The organism is Clostridium cellulovorans 743B, from assembly GCF_000145275.1.
In the GTDB taxonomy this organism is placed as follows: Bacteria; Bacillota; Clostridia; order Clostridiales; family Clostridiaceae; genus Clostridium_K; species Clostridium_K cellulovorans.
This window is the reverse complement of record NC_014393.1, coordinates 3,609,693-3,630,315: the sequence shown is the minus strand read 5'-3', so window position 1 is coordinate 3,630,315 and position 20,623 is coordinate 3,609,693. Positions and strand designations below refer to the sequence as shown.

16 protein-coding genes are annotated in these 20,623 nt (G+C 30.6%); 10 read left to right on the top strand and 6 right to left on the bottom strand.

What is annotated here, in order from left to right; all coding sequences use genetic code 11:
- Positions 1 to 30: 30 nt before the first annotated feature.
- From nagA to CLOCEL_RS14750, 3 genes are all read left to right on the top strand, one after another.
- Entirely contained in the window at positions 31 to 1,197 is a 1,167-nt protein-coding gene (nagA, locus tag CLOCEL_RS14755; protein WP_010075732.1) for an N-acetylglucosamine-6-phosphate deacetylase, read from the top strand.
- A 180-nt stretch (positions 1,198 to 1,377) separates the two neighbouring features.
- On the top strand, positions 1,378 to 1,533 hold the full coding sequence (locus tag CLOCEL_RS23290) for a hypothetical protein (protein ID WP_010075731.1): 156 nt from the start codon (positions 1,378 to 1,380) through the stop codon (positions 1,531 to 1,533).
- A gap of 207 nt (positions 1,534 to 1,740) precedes the next feature.
- Positions 1,741 to 2,619 (top strand): cation diffusion facilitator family transporter, encoded by an 879-nt coding sequence (locus CLOCEL_RS14750; RefSeq protein ID WP_010075730.1) that lies wholly within the window; start codon positions 1,741 to 1,743, stop codon positions 2,617 to 2,619.
- Between the two features lie 426 nt (positions 2,620 to 3,045).
- On the opposite strand, the gene CLOCEL_RS14745 is transcribed toward CLOCEL_RS14750, so the two are convergent.
- The 3 genes from CLOCEL_RS14745 to CLOCEL_RS14735 all read right to left on the bottom strand — a co-directional run bounded on the left by CLOCEL_RS14745 (position 3,046) and on the right by CLOCEL_RS14735 (position 8,128).
- A complete protein-coding gene (locus tag CLOCEL_RS14745; RefSeq protein WP_010075729.1) occupies positions 3,046 to 4,047 on the bottom strand; it encodes an inorganic phosphate transporter in 1,002 nt (333 codons plus the stop codon).
- Positions 4,040 to 4,666, bottom strand: coding sequence for a DUF47 domain-containing protein (locus tag CLOCEL_RS14740; protein WP_010075728.1), 627 nt, complete (start codon positions 4,664 to 4,666; stop codon positions 4,040 to 4,042). Before CLOCEL_RS14740 ends, CLOCEL_RS14745 begins: the two co-directional genes overlap by 8 nt.
- 1,122 nt (positions 4,667 to 5,788) lie before the next feature.
- Positions 5,789 to 8,128: an ABC transporter ATP-binding protein/permease gene (locus CLOCEL_RS14735; RefSeq protein ID WP_010075727.1), complete on the bottom strand. Its 2,340-nt coding sequence runs from the start codon at positions 8,126 to 8,128 to the stop codon at positions 5,789 to 5,791.
- A 285-nt stretch (positions 8,129 to 8,413) separates the two neighbouring features.
- Here CLOCEL_RS14735 and CLOCEL_RS14730 point away from each other — a divergent pair, with 285 nt between their 5' ends.
- From CLOCEL_RS14730 to CLOCEL_RS14715, 4 genes are all read left to right on the top strand, one after another.
- On the top strand, positions 8,414 to 9,355 hold the full coding sequence (locus CLOCEL_RS14730; RefSeq protein WP_010076700.1) for an IS982-like element ISClce1 family transposase: 942 nt from the start codon (positions 8,414 to 8,416) through the stop codon (positions 9,353 to 9,355).
- Positions 9,356 to 9,551: 196 nt separating this feature from the next.
- Positions 9,552 to 10,226 carry a response regulator transcription factor gene (locus tag CLOCEL_RS14725; protein WP_010075726.1) on the top strand — a complete coding sequence of 225 codons (675 nt, stop codon included), beginning with the start codon at positions 9,552 to 9,554 and terminating at the stop codon, positions 10,224 to 10,226.
- Positions 10,223 to 11,254 carry a HAMP domain-containing sensor histidine kinase gene (locus CLOCEL_RS14720; RefSeq protein WP_010075725.1) on the top strand — a complete coding sequence of 344 codons (1,032 nt, stop codon included), beginning with the start codon at positions 10,223 to 10,225 and terminating at the stop codon, positions 11,252 to 11,254. Before CLOCEL_RS14725 ends, CLOCEL_RS14720 begins: the two co-directional genes overlap by 4 nt.
- 138 nt (positions 11,255 to 11,392) lie before the next feature.
- The gene (locus CLOCEL_RS14715) at positions 11,393 to 12,055 is read left to right on the top strand and encodes an HNH endonuclease (RefSeq protein ID WP_010075724.1); all 663 of its coding nucleotides are present in this window, start codon (positions 11,393 to 11,395) and stop codon (positions 12,053 to 12,055) included.
- A gap of 172 nt (positions 12,056 to 12,227) precedes the next feature.
- Here CLOCEL_RS14715 and cax read toward each other — a convergent pair whose 3' ends face one another.
- Both cax and CLOCEL_RS14705 read right to left on the bottom strand, forming a co-directional pair.
- A complete protein-coding gene (gene cax / locus CLOCEL_RS14710; protein ID WP_010075723.1) occupies positions 12,228 to 13,271 on the bottom strand; it encodes a calcium/proton exchanger in 1,044 nt (347 codons plus the stop codon).
- Positions 13,272 to 13,550: 279 nt separating this feature from the next.
- Positions 13,551 to 15,299: a methyl-accepting chemotaxis protein gene (locus CLOCEL_RS14705; protein WP_010075722.1), complete on the bottom strand. Its 1,749-nt coding sequence runs from the start codon at positions 15,297 to 15,299 to the stop codon at positions 13,551 to 13,553.
- A 658-nt stretch (positions 15,300 to 15,957) separates the two neighbouring features.
- Here CLOCEL_RS14705 and CLOCEL_RS14700 point away from each other — a divergent pair.
- Together CLOCEL_RS14700 and CLOCEL_RS14695 are read left to right on the top strand one after the other, a co-directional pair.
- Positions 15,958 to 16,674, top strand: coding sequence for an ABC transporter ATP-binding protein (locus CLOCEL_RS14700; RefSeq protein ID WP_010075721.1), 717 nt, complete (start codon positions 15,958 to 15,960; stop codon positions 16,672 to 16,674).
- Positions 16,664 to 18,238 carry an ABC transporter permease gene (locus tag CLOCEL_RS14695; RefSeq protein WP_010075720.1) on the top strand — a complete coding sequence of 525 codons (1,575 nt, stop codon included), beginning with the start codon at positions 16,664 to 16,666 and terminating at the stop codon, positions 18,236 to 18,238. The genes CLOCEL_RS14700 and CLOCEL_RS14695 overlap by 11 nt, the downstream gene beginning before the upstream one ends.
- Positions 18,239 to 18,343: 105 nt before the next feature.
- Here CLOCEL_RS14695 and CLOCEL_RS14690 read toward each other — a convergent pair whose 3' ends face one another.
- On the bottom strand, positions 18,344 to 19,576 hold the full coding sequence (locus CLOCEL_RS14690) for an MFS transporter (RefSeq protein WP_010075719.1): 1,233 nt from the start codon (positions 19,574 to 19,576) through the stop codon (positions 18,344 to 18,346).
- Positions 19,577 to 19,920: 344 nt separating this feature from the next.
- On the opposite strand from CLOCEL_RS14690, the gene CLOCEL_RS23805 reads away from it, so the two are divergent.
- Positions 19,921 to 20,487, top strand: a complete 567-nt coding sequence (locus tag CLOCEL_RS23805; RefSeq protein ID WP_341271453.1) for a P-loop NTPase family protein — start codon at positions 19,921 to 19,923, stop codon at positions 20,485 to 20,487.
- Positions 20,488 to 20,623 lie beyond the last annotated feature (136 nt).

Here is a 20,623-nt window from a genome sequence, read left to right as displayed (position 1 = left end):
ATAAGTGTGAAACAGAAAGGAATAGTTCACATGAGGGGAATTGTTAATGGTAGAATTATCACAGTAGATAATGTGTTAGTGGGAAAAGTAATTTTATTTGAAAAGAAGATTATAGATATAATTGATGAAGACTGCTTAGAACAGTATAAAAGGCAAAATTCTGTGAAGTATATAGATATAATAGATGCTAAAGGAAATTATGTCTCTCCAGGTTTTATAGATATACATATACATGGAGCTGGTGGTTGTGATACTATGGATGGCTCGATAGAAGGGTTAACAATTATTAGCAGAACTCTTTCTAAAAGTGGTGTCACTTCTTTTTTACCAACCACTATGACTATGGAAAAAGAAAAAATCTATAAAGCATTAGAAGTTATTAAAAATGCAAAGGGTAGGGAGATTGGAGGAGCAAGAGTATTAGGTGCCCATTTAGAAGGGCCTTTTATAAATGAAGCCTATAAAGGTGCTCAAAGTGAAAAATTTATTGTTGAACCTTCTTTTGAATTTATAGAAGAATATTTAGATGTTATTAAGATAGTAACTTTAGCGCCAGAAAAAGATAAGGATCATAAATTTATAAAGCAGCTGAAAGAAAGTAGTGATATTGTCATATCAATGGGACATACAAATGCTGAATATGAAGAAGCAGAGGAAGCTATAAGTGAAGGTGTTACTCACGCTACTCATATCTTTAATGCAATGTCACCATTAAATCATCGGAAACCAGGAGCTGTTGGAGCAATATTTAATAGTAATGTAAGCTGTGAAATTATTGCAGATACCATTCATGTACATCCTGGGATTTTTAAATTACTAATAAAAATAAAGGGAAAAGAAAAGATAGTCTTAATTACAGATTCTATGAGAGCTGGGGCAATGAAGGAAGGAATCTATGACTTAGGTGGTCAAGATGTTGATGTTAAGAACAACTCTGCTAGGCTTAAAGATGGGACATTAGCAGGAAGTATTTTAAGTCTAGATATTGCAATTATAAACATATTAGAACATACAAAACTAACTATTAGTGAAGTTATCGCTATGGTAACTTTAAATCCAGCAAAGGTTTTGCATTTAGAAAATTCAAAAGGAACTTTAGAAAAAGGGAAAGATGCAGATATAACTATTTTTGATGAAAAAGCTACTGTATATGTGACGATAGTTGGAGGGGAGAATGTATTTGAAACTTCTTTCTAAGAATATGAACTGAGGTATAGTCTGATTATTGAAGTTACTCATATTTTAGGGGCAGGATTAAAGTGAAATTAGAAAAAGATTGACGAAATACACATAAATTCATAAAACAATCTTACCTTTGGGATAATATTATATAGAGTTTCCCTATAATAATTTATTAGCAAAGAGAAGGAGTGTATTATGCGGGAGGAAAATGATAAAAAAGTGTTCTCAGATGAAGGAAAAATAGGTAACTTCACTAGGTGGGCTGTAGAGAATTTTGAGGAAAATATAGTCGAGCAAAAAGACTATTTAGAAAAGGTTAAGAAACGCCAAAATAATAAATTTTCTAAATGAAAATGATTATAATTATAATCTTTTTCAAATTATTGACAATGAAAACGGTGTATATTATACTTAGTTCTATTAGATAACTACAAAACAATAGACATCATTAGGTTTTAATGATAATAGGCTAGTTTCTGTTTTCATCAAAAAAGTCTTACCTGTGGAGCATATCTTGTGCATCTACAGGTCTCGTTTATTTTTAGGAGGAATTTTTATATGGTTAAAGCTGATAGAAAAGTTAAAATTGCTGCCTTATCGATTTTATCAAATACAACTTTGATAATTTTTAAGGTTATAGCAGGGCTTTTGAGTGGGTCAGTAAGTATTATTTCTGAAGCGATACATTCAGGAATGGATCTTGTAGCATCGATGATAGCATTTTTCTCAGTAAGGGAATCTTCAAAACCTGCGGATAAAGCCCATCCTTATGGACATGGGAAGATAGAAAATATTTCAGGAATAGCAGAAGGACTTCTGATTTTTGTTGCTGCAGCAATGATTATTTATAAAGCTATTAATAAAATATTTGAACCAGTTGGAATTGAAGAAGCTGGAATTGCCATTGCAGTAATGTTTATTTCATCATTTGTAAATTATTTAGTATCTAGAAAGTTATATAAGGTTTCTCAAGAAGAGGATTCTATGGCATTAGAAGCAGATGCACTTCATTTGAAGACTGATGTTTATACATCACTTGGAGTTGGTGTAGGAATTATTCTTATGAAGGCTACAGGACTTTTTATACTAGATCCGATTGTTGCAATACTTGTGGCATTACTTATAATAAAGGAAGCCTGGGAACTATCTAAGAATGCATTTGATTATCTTTTAGACTCAAAGCTTTCTGATAAAGAAGAAGCTGAAATAGAAAACATAATTAGAAATCATAAGGATCAATTTATTGATTATCATAAGCTTAAAACAAGAAAGTCTGGCAATATGAAGCACATTGATTTCCACATTACTGTAGATCCACAACTTACAGTTGTGCAAGCACATGACATTATTGGAGATTTAAAAAAAGATATGTGCAATGAGTTGAAAAATACTCGTGTAAATATACACATTGATCCTTATAAGGAAAAGTGCAATTAAAATAATTTATATAAATAGAGTAATTAATGTTTAGTTGAGAAATATAAAAAAAGAGAACTGGATTTAATTAAACCAGTTCTCTTTTAATTTTAAATTATATGAATAGTAATAGCTATTTCAAAGCAAAGGCTAAAATCCTATGAAGACAAAAGTGAAAGTATATTTCAATTTGTATTTGGAGATTTAACAAGAACATAACTTTCTGATAACAAAACAATAATCCAAATTTAACATAGGTTAGATAAACTAGTCTTGGCGTAGTTAAGATGTAAGATGATTTTGTAATACTACACAATGATTTAAATTGATAAAACCTCTCAGAGATTATCTAGGAAATAATCTGCTGAAAGGCTTAATTAAATGGAAATCTATTCGATTAATATATATGAGTAATATGTAGAGTGTGATTACGACATATATAATTTATTATATGAATAATTTTACTAGCATTATTAGTAAGCCTGATATGCTTGCTGTTATAGGGATAGTTAAGACCCAAGCCCATACGATACTCTTAGCTACGCCCCATTTAACTGATTTAAATCTTTTAGAAGCTCCAACACCCATTATAGTTGTTGTCATTATATGAGTAGTACTAACTGGAGCATGGAAAGATGTAGCTGCTAATATTACGCATGCAGCACCAGTTTGAGCAGTAAATCCACTTACTGGAGTTAATTTTGCAACGCCGTTTCCCATGGTTTTAATAATTCTTTTTCCGCCTAAAGATGTTCCAAGGGCCATTGCTAAAGCACAGCAAAATATAACCCATGTTGGCACTGTAAAGCCGCCACTGATGAAGCCACCACTTACTAGAGCCATAGTTATTATACCCATAGATTTTTGAGCATCATTTGTACCATGATTTAAAGACATAAACGCTGCTGCAAATATTTGAAGTTTTAAAAATAATCTGTTTACAATACTTATCTTAAATGGACTTAAAAGCTTATTTAAGATAAACATAAATACATACCCAACACCAAAACCTATAACTGGTGAAAGGAATAACCATAGTATAACAGTGCGGAATAGTTCATCCCAGTTAACAGTATTAAAGCTAAGTGTATATGCTATGCCACCACCAACTAGAGCACCTATTATAGCGTGAGAAGAACTACTTGGGATACCAAAATACCAAGTTATTAAATTCCAAGCTATGGCTGAAATTAGTACACACAAAATAACCCATTGAGGGATTGAGGCGTAGCTTACGATTTTACTTCCTACGGTTTTAGCAACTGAGGTTCCTAGGAATGCACCTACAAAGTTGAATATTGAACAAATTAATATAGCTCGTTTTGGCGTAAGGGCTTTTGTAGAGATTGTAGTAGCAACTGCTGTAGCGGTGTCATGGAATCCGTTTATAAAATCAAATATTAGTGTAAATGCTACAATTAATATTGTTATGACTAAAGTACTATGCATTCTTAATGACAACTCCCTCTACGATAATAGCTACTTTTTCACAAGTATCAATTGTGTTTTCAAGAATTTGATATATTTCTTTCCACTTCATAACTGTTAAAGGATCAGTTTCAGTTTTAAATAATTCTGCAACAGTTTCTCTAAATAGCATATCGGCTGAATCTTCAATTTTGCTTATTGCATGAACTTTATCATTGATTTTTTTGGATTTATATCCTTTAAATTTAAGCTCGTCCATAATATCAACAAGTTCTTTTGTAGCTTCCATTAGTATGTCTGTTAAAAGTTTAGCTTCTTTAGTACTTTCAGTAATATTGAACATTATAAATCTGTGCATTGATGAGTTGATCAAATCCAATATAGTGCGCATTTGTTTAACGATAGCATAGATGTCTTCTCTGTCAATTGGAGTTACAAACGCTTCATTAAGTTCCTTAATTACGTTACGTACTATTTCGTCACCCTTTTCTTCTAAAGCTTCAGTGTTTTTTACATTAGCTTCCTTTTGGTTTAAAGAATCCAAATTAGCTCTTAACATTGTCGCAGCTTCATGTACGTTTTGAGCTGTTTCTGAGAACATTTCGTAGAACTTATCTTGTTTTGGTTGAAAATTAAACATTTGGTCACTTCCTTTTAAATATTATAAAGTTTTTGTTTTTAAATTTAACTTACATAAATGATTAAATTAGGCACCTTTGTTTTTTATTAAACCTTTAAGATAGTATATAATTTCTAACTTTTGTCTATACATATTTATGATAAGAATATTCAGAACTATGTATATAACTTATTAGCATATATACATTTTAACATAGAAACATTAAAAAAAACTTAAAAATGAAGTTTCACCTAATTTAAGGAAAAAATTACATACGCTATTATTTATAACTATTATCGACCGATACAAAATAACCTCAATAAAAATGATTTACTTGTATTGATGTTTCTTTATTTACTAAAGTAGTGGAAAATTCCATGAGCCGTAGTTTTTTATCATATAATTGTGAAGTCCCGTTGTAGATCCTTTATTTTCAATAATTCCCATGATATTTAGTATTATCCTTACTTATTAGCATGACAAGGAAAGCTAATATAGTAAAAACATTATATTAGTCTATTTTCATAGTATGTTACATTTCAAAATTAATAGATAATTTTTCTCGATTGGATACCGCCTTTCATACAATTATTACTTTGCATTGTAGAATTTAAACAAAGAAACTTTTTTATTAATAGTTATATTGTTATGAATTAAGTTCCTATTCAATACTATCATTTTATTTCATCCTTTGGAATAGATTTTTTATTTATAAATAAGAAAAAATCTATATTTTTATAAAAAATCGAAGAATTAAATACAATAAATAAAATATTATGGAATAGCATCCTCTAAAACATAGAATTATTTGAAATATATGTAATTGAAAAATATAAGGGAATATATTAAAGAAAATGTAATTAAAGGTATAAGAGTGATATCTTACATTCAATTATTTCCTTTACAGTTAGGAATTTATCTTGACATGAATTTAAGAAATGAGTATATTTTGCTTTATAACGATTAAAAAGCAATTTTAATATAAAATAATTTTAACATAAACTTAACATGAATTCAATGTGAATTTAACATAAATTTAACGGGGATTTAACATGAAAATACACAAAGACATATCTTAGATATGTCTTTGTGTAAATATAAATATATTAAATTGAGAAGGAAACAAAGTTGTTAAAAAATCAATTATTCACTTCTAAGAGCAACTACTGGATCCTTTTTAGCTGCCATTTTAGCAGGAATTAAGCCACCAATCATTGTAAGTATAACGCTAACTACTACTAGAACAAAAGCGTGCAATGGATTTAATTGTGCAACGTTTGTTAGATCCGTTAAATTGAGCAGAACAGCATTAACAGGAATGGTTAATAAATAGGTAATTGCTATCCCTAAAATACCTGAGCATGTTCCGATGATAAAGGTTTCTGCATTGAATACGCGAGTTATATCTTTCTTTCTTGCCCCAAGAGCTCTAAGTACACCAATTTCTTTTGTACGTTCCAAAACTGAAACATAGATTATGATACCAATCATAAGCATAGAAACTACTAGGGATATTGCTGCAAAAGCAATTAGGACTAAGGTTATTGCATCCATTATGTTACCAGAAAGGCTTGTAATCATTGATGCCATGTCTGTATACTTTATTTGCTTTTCCTCGTCTAATCCACTATTCCATTGATCAAGATAATTTGTAATGTTTTCTTTGGCTTCGAAGTTAACAGGGTAAAGGGCAACTCCAGTTGGAATAGAAGAAGCTCCAAGGGCTGCTAGTGCAGAATCTTTTGTTTGACCAGTTTTGCCGCCAGCTCCCATTCTATTTGATGCTGTACTACTTTCTTCTACAAATACTTCTCCATTCATAACGCTAAAGTCTGATTGTTTTTGATCAAGAACGATTTTTGAGTTTTTTGCATTTTCAATAAAATCTTCTGCCAGTTTATCAGAATATACGATACCAGCAGGAAGTGAAGAAATAGATATATCTTCTTTTATACGGATGATACCACTGATTTTTAGTGTAGTAGCTTTTTCACTATTATAAAGGTTACTTAAATCTGTAGTTGTACCATTGACGATGTAGTAATTATTAGACTTAACATAATAATCATCGTTCATAAGCATTTTAAATTCATGCCCAATAAAATTATTAAAATCTATATTCTCGCTATTCCCATCAAAACCTAGTGCTTCTAGAGAGTTTTTTTCTAATTGGTTGTATTTATCTACTACTAAAACAAGATCAGTTTTGTTCGTAGGGAAGTTACCTGCTAATAAATCATAATATTGCTCTAAATAGCTATTGCTTGATTGGTCAGCTTTGCTTGGATAAATTGAAAAACCTGCAGCTGCAGTGTTAAGTGGAGTAGCTTTTCCATCGCTGAGCTTTAGTAGATTCATTTTAACGCTGCGGCTGTAAGAAACGCCATCAAGCCATGATGAATCTATTTTATCAAGATAATCCATATATTCTTGTGTTAATACATTTTTGTGGGTTACGCTATTTTTACTGGCATCATAAGGATATACTACTTTGTCTTTAGTAAATTCAGTTAGTTCATTAGCATTCTCCTTAGGAGGACCAAAAGCATCCATTGACATAGCATTTTGGCTTATTGTTATTGGGTAGTTGGACAGGGCACCAGTTTCAAAGCTATTAATTTGTTTATCAAATCCATTGGATAGAGATAATACTAATGCAACACCTATGATTCCAATACTTGAAGCAAAAGCTGTGATAGCAGTACGCCATTTCTTTGTGATTATATTTTTACCAGATAGTTTTAATGCTGTAAGGAAACTCATACTGGTTTTCTTTAACTTATAGTTATCTTTAATTTTTTGGTTAGCTAAAGGATTTGTATCATCTACTACTTTTCCATCAGAGAAACGGACAATACGATCAGCATAAGCGGTTGCTAATTCTGGATTATGAGTAACCATAACTACTAGTTTGTCTTGGGCAATTTCTTTTATTAATTGCATAATTTGTTCGCTGGTTTCAGTGTCTAGAGCACCAGTTGGTTCATCAGCTAGAATAATATCAGGGTCGTTTGCAAGGGCACGAGCAATAGCAACACGTTGCATTTGACCTCCAGATAATTGATTTGGTTTTTTATGCAAATGTTTTGTAAGTCCAACTTTTTCAAGTACATCTAGGGCCTTTTTACGTTTTTCAGAAATAGATACTCCACTTAAGGTCATACCCATTTCAACATTATCGATAATGCTTAAGTGTGGGATTAGATTGTAACTTTGAAAAATAAAGCCTACACTATTGTTACGATAAGCATCCCAATCGCTTTGTTTAAAGTGTTTTGTGGATTTACCATTGATAATCAAATCTCCATTGTCGTATTGATCTAGTCCTCCGATTACATTTAGAAAAGTAGTTTTACCAGAACCACTTTGACCTAATATGGCAACAAATTCACTTTCTCGGAAGTTTAGGCTGACATTATCTAATGCAGTTTGTTTAAAGTCGCCTGTAACATAAGTTTTTGTTATTTTATTTATCTGCAACATTTAAAATAACACTCCTTTCAAATAAGAAATTAAGTATAGTATTAGTCTAATTAGTTAGAAAAAACGTGTTTAGGATAATAATTTATTTAATAACTATAGTATAAGTTGAGAAGTTCAACTGAATGTTAACTAATAAATTTTAATTAAATATCAGCTAAATGTTACTAGTTAACTCGTTGTGCTAGTTAAATACGTTGGCAATACTTACAAATAGAAAAACTCCAGCATATTTGCTAACCTATCATTAAAAAACACGACTAATCTAATGATAGGAGGCTAACTTATATGCCAGAGTTTAATAAAGATTTTATCATAACAATAAACAACTTAAAAGATTTTATTGTTGTCACTTATGTTATAATTGATGATTTTTACCAAAAGGTAACTCCAGCATTTATTATGAACCGTCGCAATATTGATAAGTCAGTAATGTCTGATAGCGAAATCATTACTTTATCTTTAGTAGGCGAACTCTTAACCATTGACTCTGAAAAAGCTTGGTTTGGGTTTTGTTCTAAAAACTTACGAGATCTGTTCCCTAATTTTTGTAGTAGAACAAGATTTCATAGAGTAAGAAAATCCTTATTTCGAGTCACAGATGCAATACGTAAGGAATTTATGAAATTTCTTAACTATCAATATGATCGAATAAGAATTGTAGATAGTATGCCTATTCCTGTGTGTAAATTTGGTAGAGCTCACTTTCATAAGTCATTTAAGCCGAAGGCTGCCTACGGGCGATGCGCTTCGAAAAAAGAGACATATTACGGCTTCAAATTACATGCATTAGTTGCTTTAGATGGCTATATCACAGACTTCTCTATTACTGCTGCAAACATTGATGATAGAGACGCAGTCTGGGAACTTATAGATAATTCAGTTGTTAATACACTAATAGGCGATAAAGGCTATATAGGTCAAAAGATTGCTTCGCAATTAAAAGAGATAATGGATATTAATCTTCTAACCATAAGTCGTAATAACAGTAAAATTAAACTTTTAAAACCACTTAGGCAACTCATATTCAAGGCTCGTCGTAGAATAGAAACCACTTTTTCTCAGCTCTCCGAGCAATTGAATATACAGAGGGTTCTTGCAAAGTCAACTTGGGGCTTTGCTACAAGAATAGTAAATAAAATATTAGCTCATAATCTTTGTTATTTTATAAATAAAATCTTAAATATAGGTATAGATACAGCAAAGATTAAGACATTAATATTTGGATAATAATTCCTAAGGATTTGGCGACATCTTCATTAGGAGAAGTCTGCTCAAATATATGGAATAAATATCCTATTAATGAAAACTTATCTGTTAGCACAACAGGTTAGTTAGTGAAATTATATATTATATTTTTAGTTGACATTCAGTTAACAAAGGCTGACTATAATTATAGATAAAACTAAAGGTAGGAGGATTCAGCATGTTTAATGTTTTAGTAGTAGAAGATGATAAAGACTTGAGGGGATTATTTTGTACTATTCTAACTAAGAACGGTTATAAAGCTATCTCAGCAGAAGATGGAGAAAAAGCCCTTGAAATTTTAGAAAAAGAGTATGTTGATTTAGTTATTTCAGATATTATGATGCCTAATATGGATGGATTTGAACTGACAAAAGCTCTGCGAGAAGCTAATTTTAATCTTCCTATTCTAATGATTACAGCAAAGGAAACCTTCGCAGATAAACAAAAGGGATTTTTGGTGGGTACTGATGATTATATGGTAAAGCCTGTTGATGTAAATGAGATGGTTTTAAGAGTTGGAGCTCTGCTTCGTAGGGCGCAGATTATTAATGAAAGAAAGCAAACTGTAGGAAATTCAGTCCTTGAATATGATTCTTTAACAGTGTACCAGAATGGTGAAGCAATAGTACTTCCTCAAAAGGAATTTTACTTATTATATAAGCTAGTTTCTTTCCCTAATCATATCTTTACAAGGCAACAATTAATGGATGAGATTTGGGGAATGGATTCAGATACAGAGGCGAGAACTGTAGATGTTCATATTAATCGTTTACGTGATAGGTTTAAAGAAAATCAAGATTTTGAAATAATGACAGTGAGAGGTCTTGGTTATAAGGTGGTGAAAAAGACATGAGAGAAAAATATCCTTTAAAGCTTGGTTTATTTTTCTCATTTATTGTTTTCTCGATTATGCTAGCATCAGTAATAATTATTTGTGCTGTAGCATTTATTGCATTTCGTTTTGGCGTTTGGACTAAACCAAATCCAGATTTAGCTATTTTGATTATGTTACTTGTTAGTGTAGTCATTGGTACAATTATATCAGCAGTAGTAGGAAAACGAATTTTAGCTCCTATTGTGATTTTTAGCAGAGCTACAATGAAGGTAGCGAAAGGTAATTTCAATATCTATCTTGATGAAGATAAAGTTCATATACATGAGGTTACTGAGATGACTCGTAATTTTAATATTATGGTTAAGGAACTGAGCAATATTGAAACTTTTCGAAATGATTTTGTAGCCAATGTATCCCATGAATTTAAAACTCCCATAGCAGCTATAGAAGGTTATGCTACCCTTTTGCAGGATGATAATCTTACTAAAGAAGAAAAAGATGAGTATGTTAGTAAAATTCTTATGAAAACTAGGCATTTATCAAGCTTAGCTGGCAATATATTAAAGATTGCAAGACTAGAAAATCAAGAGATTGTTGTTGAAAAGAAAAATTATAGATTAGATGAACAAATAAGGCAAGCGCTTTTAAGTCTAGAGACAAAGTGGACGGCTAAGAATATTAATCTTGATATCGAAATGGACTCTGTAAATTATTACGGAAATGAAGAGTTGCTTATGCAGGTGTGGATAAATATTTTAGGAAACGCTGTTAAATTTACTAGTGAGAATGGTACTATTTCTATTGCCTTGCAAAAGGTAGAAAATAATATTGTAGCTACTATTTCTGATGATGGGATTGGGATGTCAAAGGATACGCAAAAACATATATTTGAAAAATTTTATCAAGGGGATAAGTCTCACTACGAAGCTGGTAACGGTTTGGGATTAACCCTTGTAAAGCGGATTATAGATTTGTGCGATGGAAAAATTCAGGTTAAAAGTGAGTTGGGCATAGGAACGATGTTTATTGTTAACTTACCATGCTAATTCTGATATGAGTTATTATGTTTAATTATTTAAAGTAATAGCTGTAGTTGTCAATGATAACAATAAAAAATAGTAATTATATTTAGTATTGATGTCTGTTATAATATAAAGACCGACAAAAATATATAAAAGAAAGAAGTGCTGATTATAAATATTAATTACAAAAATTCAAAGAATAACTATGAAATTCAAGGCAATATTGCTCAAATTACAGTTTTAAAGAAAGATGGAACTGAGCTTATTGTTAAAATAGATGCAGAAGACGTTGCAAAGGTGCAAAGCATGGGTACTTGGTTTGCAGAATGGAATAAGAACTTTAATAGCTATATAGTACAAAATATCAGTGAAGATTTAGATAAGATAAAAGCCAAAGCTGTAAAACAAAGTTTGCATGCTGTTATTATGAATACTAATTCAAAGGCTCCAATTAGACATATTAATGGAGATACTCTTGATAATAGAAAGAGCAATCTAGAAATAGTAAAACGTAATATAAAAAATGATTATAAGGTTATTAACGAAAATGAAATTGCAATAATACTAAAGGATAAATACGGAAAAGAAGAAGGGCATGCTTTAATTTCTAAAGAAGATTTGGAGACAGTGGTGAATGATGAATATAGCTGGGTGTACTATAAAAGCAACGGTAAAGTTTCTGTTGTAGCAAATACCCCTAATGGAAGAGTTAACTTGGATAAATTTATTATGAAACCTAAAGAAAATATGATTGTTCATCATATAAATCTTAATCCTTTAGATAATAGAAGAAGTAACCTAGAAAACAAACTAGTGGAAGTTTAATCTTTGATTATTTGAAATAGTTGTTAAGAGTTAAGTGCATTGATGATCTGTGATGAGAATAAAAGCACTATTGATTAAATCTATTATTAAGGAAAAGGCATATTCTCCCTTTGAGAATATGCCTTTCTTTTAAATATGATATGTTAATTTATTTAATGATTATAAAAATAAGTTATAGAATAAAGAAAGATGCTGCAATTATAACATATACAGCTAGAAGCTGAACTCCTTCTAACCAGTTAGATTCACCATCATTTGAAACTCTATTGGCTATTAGAATTGCAACAATCAACGCTATCAATTCAAATTCATTAAATACAATACTCATAGGAGTAAATAGTAAGCTTATAAAAACTAACACTGGAGCTACAAATAATATTATTTGTAAGCTAGAGCCTATAGCGATTTCCATTGCCACATCCATTTTATTCTTTAATGCCATTACAATTGCTGTGCTGTGTTCTGCAGCATTTCCTATTATAGGAATTAATATTATACCTACGAAGAATTCGCTTAAACCTAAGCTATGTGTAACGGATTCTATTCCGCCTACTAAAAATTCACTTTCAATGGCAATTAATACAGTAGCTACAACTAAAACTGTTATTGCTTTCTTTAAACTCCATTTTGCTGTGCCTTCTTCTTCCACGTTAATAGAGTAGATATCTTTGTGTGTATAGAAAGAGAAAACAAGACTTAATACGTATATAGCAAACATTATAATTGCTACAATAACACTTAATCCTTCATAGCGAGTATTAAGTAAGCTTTGATCAACAGTATGAGTGAATAGAGCTGGAACGCACAAGCCTACAACCGCAAATAGTAACATACTTGATGAAACTTCAACAACTTTTTTGTTGAAAGTTTGAGTTTTATGTTTTAAGCCACCTGCGAGCATACTTAATCCAAGTACTAGTAAGATGTTACCTATTACAGAACCCGCTATGGATGCTTTTACAACATCAAAGAGACCTTGTTTAAGAGCAAAAAATGATATTATAAGTTCAGTTGCATTACCAAAAGTACCATTTAAAAAACCACCTATTTTAGGTCCTGAGTAATGAGAAATCTCTTCTGTTCCTTCACCCATAAGTCCTGCCAAAGGTATAATGGAGAGTGCTGCTAGAATGAACATTATGTATGATGGTGCATGAAGAAATTCTGCAACAAAGCTTATTGGTACAAAAATAAGCATATACTTTAATATTTTCATAAATCATTCCACCTTTATAGAATTTTAATTCATAACAAATAGCACATAAACTCAGATATATATGTGCTTTTATATTGAACTTAAATATAATTATAACTTAATATATTTATTTATAGCAAATAAATTAAATTTTATTTTCAAGAACATTGAGGATTATCAGAAGTAGGCTGAAAACTATAATGTTAATTAAATGTATAAAGACACCCGAAGATTGGGTGCCTTTATAGTGTGAAAAAATAACTTTTAAATTATAGCCTAAAGGCTTATATAACTTTATAGTTAAACTTGGAATTTAGAAACCATTTCATTAAGAAGATTTGAACCTTCTTTAGTAGCGTCAATGTTTTCTTTTACATCATTTGCACTGTTTACTATAGAAGAAACTTTTTCGGCGATACTAGTAGTACCTGTTGCCCCCTCATTTGTGGCCTCGGCTATACCATGCATTGTTTCTACCATATTTTCAATTGAAGATAATAATTCTTCAGAAGTTGCACTAAAATCACTTACTATTTCATTTACTAGGTTTGCATCAAGTTGATATTGTTCAGTAGCTGATAACATTGTTTGATAATCTGTTGTAACATCATTTTGTACAAAATTAAGAAGTTTATTTGAATTTTCACTTAGATTTTCAACTGAATCTGTAACAACCTTGGTGATTTCTTGGATTTGTGTAGCAGTATCTTTTGATGTTTCAGCAAGTTTTCTAATTTCATCAGCAACTACAGCAAAGCCTTTCCCAGCTTCACCAGCTCTTGCGGCCTCTATAGCTGCATTAAGTGCAAGAAGATTTGTCTGTGAAGTTATTTGCAGAATGGAATCTGCTAATGCATTAATCTGTTCTACAGTTTTAGATTGTGCTAAAGCTTGTTCTAGTTTTTCTTTTACATTAACATATACCTTATTAGAATTTTGATATGAAAGTGTAAAGTTATTTTTTAACTCAGAAGCTCTTTGGCTTATTTCTTCAACAGATTTTGCTCCTAAAAGTGCTTTATCAGAAATATCTTCAAGGGCATTTTTTATTTCGCTAGTTGTAGCGCTAATTTCTTCTGTAGATGCTGCTGTTTCTTCCATACCAGCTGATAATTCCTCAGTTGTTGCTGAAATGTCTTCAATTTCTTCACCAAGAGAAGCCATATTACTATTTGTTGAATTTATAACAGTTTTTAGCGTTGATGTTTCATCAACGACTTTTTCGATTATAGTCCTTAATTCTTTCCTTACAATAGATTCACTATTAATGATTTCAGCAAATTCATCTTTTTCTTTAGTATACTTTTCATAGCTACTGTCATACTGCAAATCAAAATCTGCTGTTTTTCTCATAAGTCCGATTGCAATATCTGTACGTTTTTTTACATTAAAGATTAGATATAGTCCTGCAAATGTAGAGAAAAGAATTGTGCTTAAGGAAATTAATATTATTATTGTTGTAATAGAATTAACTCTATTTTCGCTTTCATCTATTACAATCAGGTTATATTCATCTAATATTTCTTCAATTCCATTGATATTTTCTCTAGCAGAAGAAAACTTTTCTAAGTATTTTTCTTTATCTATGAATTCGTTTTTGTCTTCGTCAAAAAGTTTTGACCAAGCCTCAAAATCTTCATAAAAGTTATCAAATAATTGAGTCATTGTTGCATTAGAATCTTTTTTTGTCATATCTGCAAAGCGAGAACTATTTGTAAGTAATATTTCTTTGGCTTTGTCTACTCTTTCAAGAGTTTGGTTCTTGTTATCTATATAATCTTCTTTTGCATTTTTCAAGCTTTCGGAATCTTTTGTATCTTCCATTTCCATTTGAGCAACTAAAGCTTGATAAAAATCCCTATCAGCATTAAAAAGCCAATATTCGCTTTGATGTGCCTCTTCATATACTTGTTGTACAAGATCATGATGCACTTTATTAATGTACTTTACAGAAAAGATTGTAACTAAGATTAATGACAAAATAGGAATTAATATCGATACAAACATTTTCACACTTAACTTCACGTTATTAAAATTCATTTTTCCCATGTTGAATAAACCTCCAAATACTAAGATATAATACTGTGTCAATTACGATAATATATGTGTCTCAATAAAGATTCTACATATAGTGTTGATATCTAAATAATAAGATAGAATTTTGATGTAGTTTCAATAATGAAACAGATATGAGCAGTTTAAAAGGAATTATATATTGACCACGGTTTTAATATCGGTTAAAAAAAACACAAACTTTAATAGAAATGTTTGACAATCAAACTATAATTTTATGTAAGTGTACAAGTTGATAATTAAATCTACATAAAGAGTCCATATAATTGGATGAAAATAAATACAGTTATCGAAGTGATATTATTACAAATATAATTAAACAGCGTAAGTAGATTAGGATATTAACAACAGGAACTTTTATGAAAAATTAAGAAAATAATTGAAATTACTGGGTAACTCGTATACAATTATTACAATAATTTAAGTAAGTATTTTTTAGAAAGTTTTTTAGCTCTTGTTGAAGGTAATTATTTCCGAAATTAAGTAATTAAATTTACGAAAAATAACTACTAAAGATTAAAATATAAAATTTAAAAAGATTTTAAAAGATTGTTTAAGAAAAAATAACTCTGGATATAGAGGACAATGATTCGGTAAGCGAACTTAAAACAGTCAATAGAGAGGGGAATGAAAAATGTTAACTATTAAGAATTTTACGAAGATTTATAAAGGTGGAAAAAAAGCTGTGGATAATTTGAATCTACAAGTTGATGCTGGAGATATTTATGGGTTTATCGGCCATAATGGTGCAGGTAAAACTACTACAATTAGAGCTGTTGTAGGGGTATTAGATTTTGAGGACGGTGAAATTTATATTGATGGGAAGTCTTTAAGGAAAGAGCCAGTAGCATGTAAGGAAGTTATTGCTTATATTCCTGATAACCCAGATATTTATGAGCATCTTACGGGGATTCAATATCTAAATTTTATAGGTGATATTTTTACTGTACCAAAGGAGGAAAGAGAGGCAAGGATTAAAAAATATTCAGATACCTTTGAAATCGCTTCTAATTTAGGTGACTTGATATCTTCTTATTCCCATGGAATGAAGCAAAAGTTAGCTCTTATATCGGCATTTATACATAAACCGAAGCTTTTAGTATTAGATGAGCCTTTTGTTGGTCTCGATCCTAAGGCAGCTATAAATTTGAAAAGAATAATGCATGAACTATGTAATGATGGAAGTGCCATTTTCTTTTCAACTCATGTTTTAGATGTAGCAGAAAAACTTTGTAACAAGGTAGCAATAATAAAGGGTGGTAAGCTGATTACTAGTGGAAGACTTGATCAGTTACTTGGGGATAGCAGTTTAGAGGAGATATTTATGGAGGTAGTGGACCGTGAAAAATAAAACTGCAATACTGGTTAAACTTCAGTTGTTGGAACTTTTTCCTATAAATAAATTACGGTATTCAAAAGATTTAAAAGAAAAAATTCAAATTATATTTTTTACATTGCTATTAATTTTTCTTTTTATGGTTGGAGTCGGTTATAGCTTTGGTATAGCGTATGGCTATGGCTATCTTGGGTTAAGTAATGTTTTGCCAGCTGTAATGGTCACTGTTACAAGTATGGTAGTATTGATTGCTACTTTTTTAAAAAGTAATGGAGTCTTATTTGCCTATAAGGATTATGATATGATCATGTCTTTGCCTGTGAAAAGTGAAGAAGTGATAAAAAGTAAATTTCTTTCTATGTATATATTTGATCTCTTATTTGCTTGTATAGTTATGATACCAACTGCTATTGTATGTACAATTTTTAATGTAACTTCAGTAGAATTCTATATTATGTTTACTATTTCTTTATTCATTATCCCATTATTGCCTATGGTAATAGGTGCTACAATAGGTGCAGTGATAACTATAGCTTCTGCAAAGTATAGATTTAAAAACATTTTAACAATCCTTCTTAGTTTTGGAGTAATTATTGCAGCTATTGGTTTATCCTTCAATATGAAGAATATGAATGAAACTAAGGTAGCGGAAATAGGTACTGAAGTTGCAAATACTATCTATAAGATTTATCCGGTAGCTTATGTTTATAACAATGCATTAATTAATAGAGATATATTGTCTTTTGTACTGTTTACGATTATATCCATAGCTGTTTTTATAATATTCGTTAAATTAATAGCTTTCAGATATTCTCAAATAAACACAGCATTGATGACAAATAGAGCAAAGGGAAATTATAAAGCTAAACCGATAAAAGAATCTTCACCGTTTATGGCTTTGTATAAAAAGGAATTAAGAAGATATTTTTCATCGCCAATGTATGTAGTAAATACTTTGTTTGGCGTTATTATGCTTATAGCCATGGCAATAGCTATAAGTTATATTGGAATAGATAAGTTAGAATCGATGTTTGAAGTTCCAGGTGCGAGAGTGTGGATTAAGAAAATGATACCTTTTGCCGAAGCTTTTATGATTGTCACTAGCTGTACAACGGCAGTATCCATTTCATTAGAAGGTAAAAATAGATGGATTTTGTCTTCGTTGCCTATTAAAAGCAAAACAATATTTCAAAGTAAAATTGCTGTGAATCTTTTAATAACTATACCTGCAAGTATTATTTCAGGAATTTTGTTGATTTTAGGGCTACATGCAAATATAATCGAAGCAATAATTATTTTTATAACACCGATAGTATATGCTTTCTTTATTGCGGAGTTGGGCATTTGTATAAACCTAAAGCTTCCCAATTTTCAGTGGGTCAATGAAACTAATGTTATAAAACAAAGCCCTTCTATGTTGATTACATTATTTACGGGGTTTGGAGTAGTTCTAGCACCAATAATTATTTCAGCAGTTTTGAAGGATGCTAATACTAATCTAATTATTATTTTGGTAAATGCTACTCTAGTTTTAATAACTGCAGTTATCCACTTAAACAATATTAAAAAGAAAATATAATCTATGTACTGGGTTAAAAGTTCTACCAAGTTGACAACAGTTAACTTAGTAGAACTTTTATTTACTTTGCTACAATGATTTATTAATCTACATTGTAATAGATTATCAGTCTATTTTAATTTTTAAGGATAGAATTAGGTTTAGTACTGCGATAAAGGCTGCCACAAGGAATACATATTTATATCCCATACTGGCCCACAATAATCCACCAAAGAAAGGAATAGACATGGCTATAATATGGTCAAAGCTTGTACCAGCGGATAGTGTTGGAGTAACATCTTCAGGAGAAACAGCTATCTTCTTTATATAGGTTGATCTAGCCATTTCAACAACACTTAGGGAATTGTCGATAATATAACAAGCAGCAATAATTATTACAGCTATTGTTACTGGGAATATATCTGCCGCGAAGGAATAGCCTAAACAGATAATTATTAATACTATGGCCTCTAAGGAAAGAACAAAGCGTTCTCCTTTAATATCTATAGCATTTCCAACAATGGTTCTAGTTAATATGCTTACTAGGGAAATTATAAGACCTAATATTGCAAAAGTAGGTGGATCAAGATTATAAACATTTATTAGAACCCAAGGAGCGAAGGTTAAGAAAATTTGTTTTCTTGCACCATTTACAATACTAAGGATATAGTAGAGGGTATATTTCTTTCTGAATACAAATCTTACTTTTTTACCTTTTGGCTTTTTATCCTTCATCATTGTAAGAATACCAGCAGCTACTAGGTAAAAGAAAGAAGCTATCAAGAAAGCGGTTTTGTATGTAAGACCAAGGTATTTAAATCCGAACCATACTATTCCATAACCTATAATAGTTGCAACAAGGTTATAAGCACTGAATTTACCAAGACGAGCGCCGTAATTTTCTTTTTGCGAAAGGTTCATTCCAATACCAGCAGACAGTGGCATGAAGATATGAGTGCCAAGACTTAAGACCATCATCCAAACAAGCATACTTGCAAAGGTTGGAGAGAAAATTCCAAGTCCCATCATACCAAGGGAAGCACAAACCATTCCGATTACGGCAATTCTAATGTCTCCTAAAAAGGAAAGGATTCCAAGAACTATAACTATCAGTACGCCTGGAAGTTCTCTTGGAAATTCTACAATACCTCTGCCAGATGCAGATAAGTTATAGACATCGCTTAAAAAGTTATTAAATACAGTTGAATTAATACCGCCTGCAATGCCTGTACACAAACCTACTATTAGGAATAATTTAAAGTCTTTATCAATGTGAAAGTTTTTTAATTCATAAATAAAATTTTCTGCAAATGATTTCGTTTTTTGTTGGTTATTATTATTTTCCGTCTTTTGTTCCATAATTTTTCTCCTTTCATTATAGCCTTTATTTAATGTACCACTAACATTAATATCTTTCAACTTTTTCAATATGAAACTTTTTTGTTTCACCTGTGAAGTTTTATAGTATATAAGTTATGATAATTATACTTCATTAAATATATTGATCTTTAAATTTTAATATATAGTTTTAATGCAGATTTAATTTTAGAATTTATATAATAAATCTTTAATATATAATTCTTTTCAATTTTACGGAAGCAATTAATAAATTGATAATAAAATTACAGTTAATTATAATTATATGTAAGTGTTGATTTTACAAGGCGAATTTTACATTAAAGTAGGAAATGGGAGAAATAAGGTTGAAGAATTTTATTGAAATTAAGGGTGCGAGGATACATAATTTAAAAAATATTGATATTAAAATACCAAAGAATAAGCTTACAGTTATTACTGGAGTATCAGGAAGTGGAAAATCAAGCCTTGCTTTTGATACTCTTTATGAGGAAGGAAAAAGGCGATACTTAATGTTCTCTGGAACGCAGTTTATGGTTGATAGTGTTCCAAGTTTTAATAGTATTACAGGGCTTTCACCGACAGTGGCAGTAGAGCAAAGAATTATACGACAATCCAATCCAAGAAGTACTGTTGGAACCCGTACAAAGATAGGTGGAATGTTAGCAGCATTGTTTGCAACCTATGGAAAATGTGAACAGGATGATGGTATTCAGCTTTCTATGGAGATGTTTCAAAAGAATTCACCAAAGGGTATGTGTGTAAAATGTTTAGGAAAAGGCTTAACAGTAGAAATTGATGAAGATAAAATTTTTGGAAATAAAGAACAAAGAATCGAAGAGGTACTTTTTGGAATAGGAAAGAGAGGTACTTTTTGGAATAGGAAAGAGAGGTACTTTAAAACAAGAAATTAATAAGTTTTTAAGACACTTTAAGGTAACTACCAATACTAAGCTTAGTGAATTAACAGAAGAACAGCTTAACTCATTAAAGTATGGAGGTGGAAGTTGTTCTTTCCCTGGTTATGTTCCGCTTATTTTTAAGTTCACT

Excerpts from the sequence above, each read along its gene's own strand:
- nagA (WP_010075732.1), top strand. The coding sequence starts at position 31 with ATGAGGGGAATTGTTAATGGTAGAATTATCACAGTAGATAATGTGTTA.
- CLOCEL_RS23290 (WP_010075731.1), top strand. The coding sequence starts at position 1,378 with ATGCGGGAGGAAAATGATAAAAAAGTGTTCTCAGATGAAGGAAAAATA.
- CLOCEL_RS14750 (WP_010075730.1), top strand. The coding sequence starts at position 1,741 with ATGGTTAAAGCTGATAGAAAAGTTAAAATTGCTGCCTTATCGATTTTA.
- CLOCEL_RS14745 (WP_010075729.1), bottom strand. The coding sequence starts at position 4,047 with ATGCATAGTACTTTAGTCATAACAATATTAATTGTAGCATTTACACTA.
- CLOCEL_RS14740 (WP_010075728.1), bottom strand. The coding sequence starts at position 4,666 with ATGTTTAATTTTCAACCAAAACAAGATAAGTTCTACGAAATGTTCTCA.
- CLOCEL_RS14735 (WP_010075727.1), bottom strand. The coding sequence starts at position 8,128 with ATGTTGCAGATAAATAAAATAACAAAAACTTATGTTACAGGCGACTTT.
- CLOCEL_RS14730 (WP_010076700.1), top strand. The coding sequence starts at position 8,414 with ATGCCAGAGTTTAATAAAGATTTTATCATAACAATAAACAACTTAAAA.
- CLOCEL_RS14725 (WP_010075726.1), top strand. The coding sequence starts at position 9,552 with ATGTTTAATGTTTTAGTAGTAGAAGATGATAAAGACTTGAGGGGATTA.
- CLOCEL_RS14720 (WP_010075725.1), top strand. The coding sequence starts at position 10,223 with ATGAGAGAAAAATATCCTTTAAAGCTTGGTTTATTTTTCTCATTTATT.
- cax (WP_010075723.1), bottom strand. The coding sequence starts at position 13,271 with ATGAAAATATTAAAGTATATGCTTATTTTTGTACCAATAAGCTTTGTT.
- CLOCEL_RS14705 (WP_010075722.1), bottom strand. The coding sequence starts at position 15,299 with ATGGGAAAAATGAATTTTAATAACGTGAAGTTAAGTGTGAAAATGTTT.
- CLOCEL_RS14700 (WP_010075721.1), top strand. The coding sequence starts at position 15,958 with ATGTTAACTATTAAGAATTTTACGAAGATTTATAAAGGTGGAAAAAAA.
- CLOCEL_RS14690 (WP_010075719.1), bottom strand. The coding sequence starts at position 19,576 with ATGGAACAAAAGACGGAAAATAATAATAACCAACAAAAAACGAAATCA.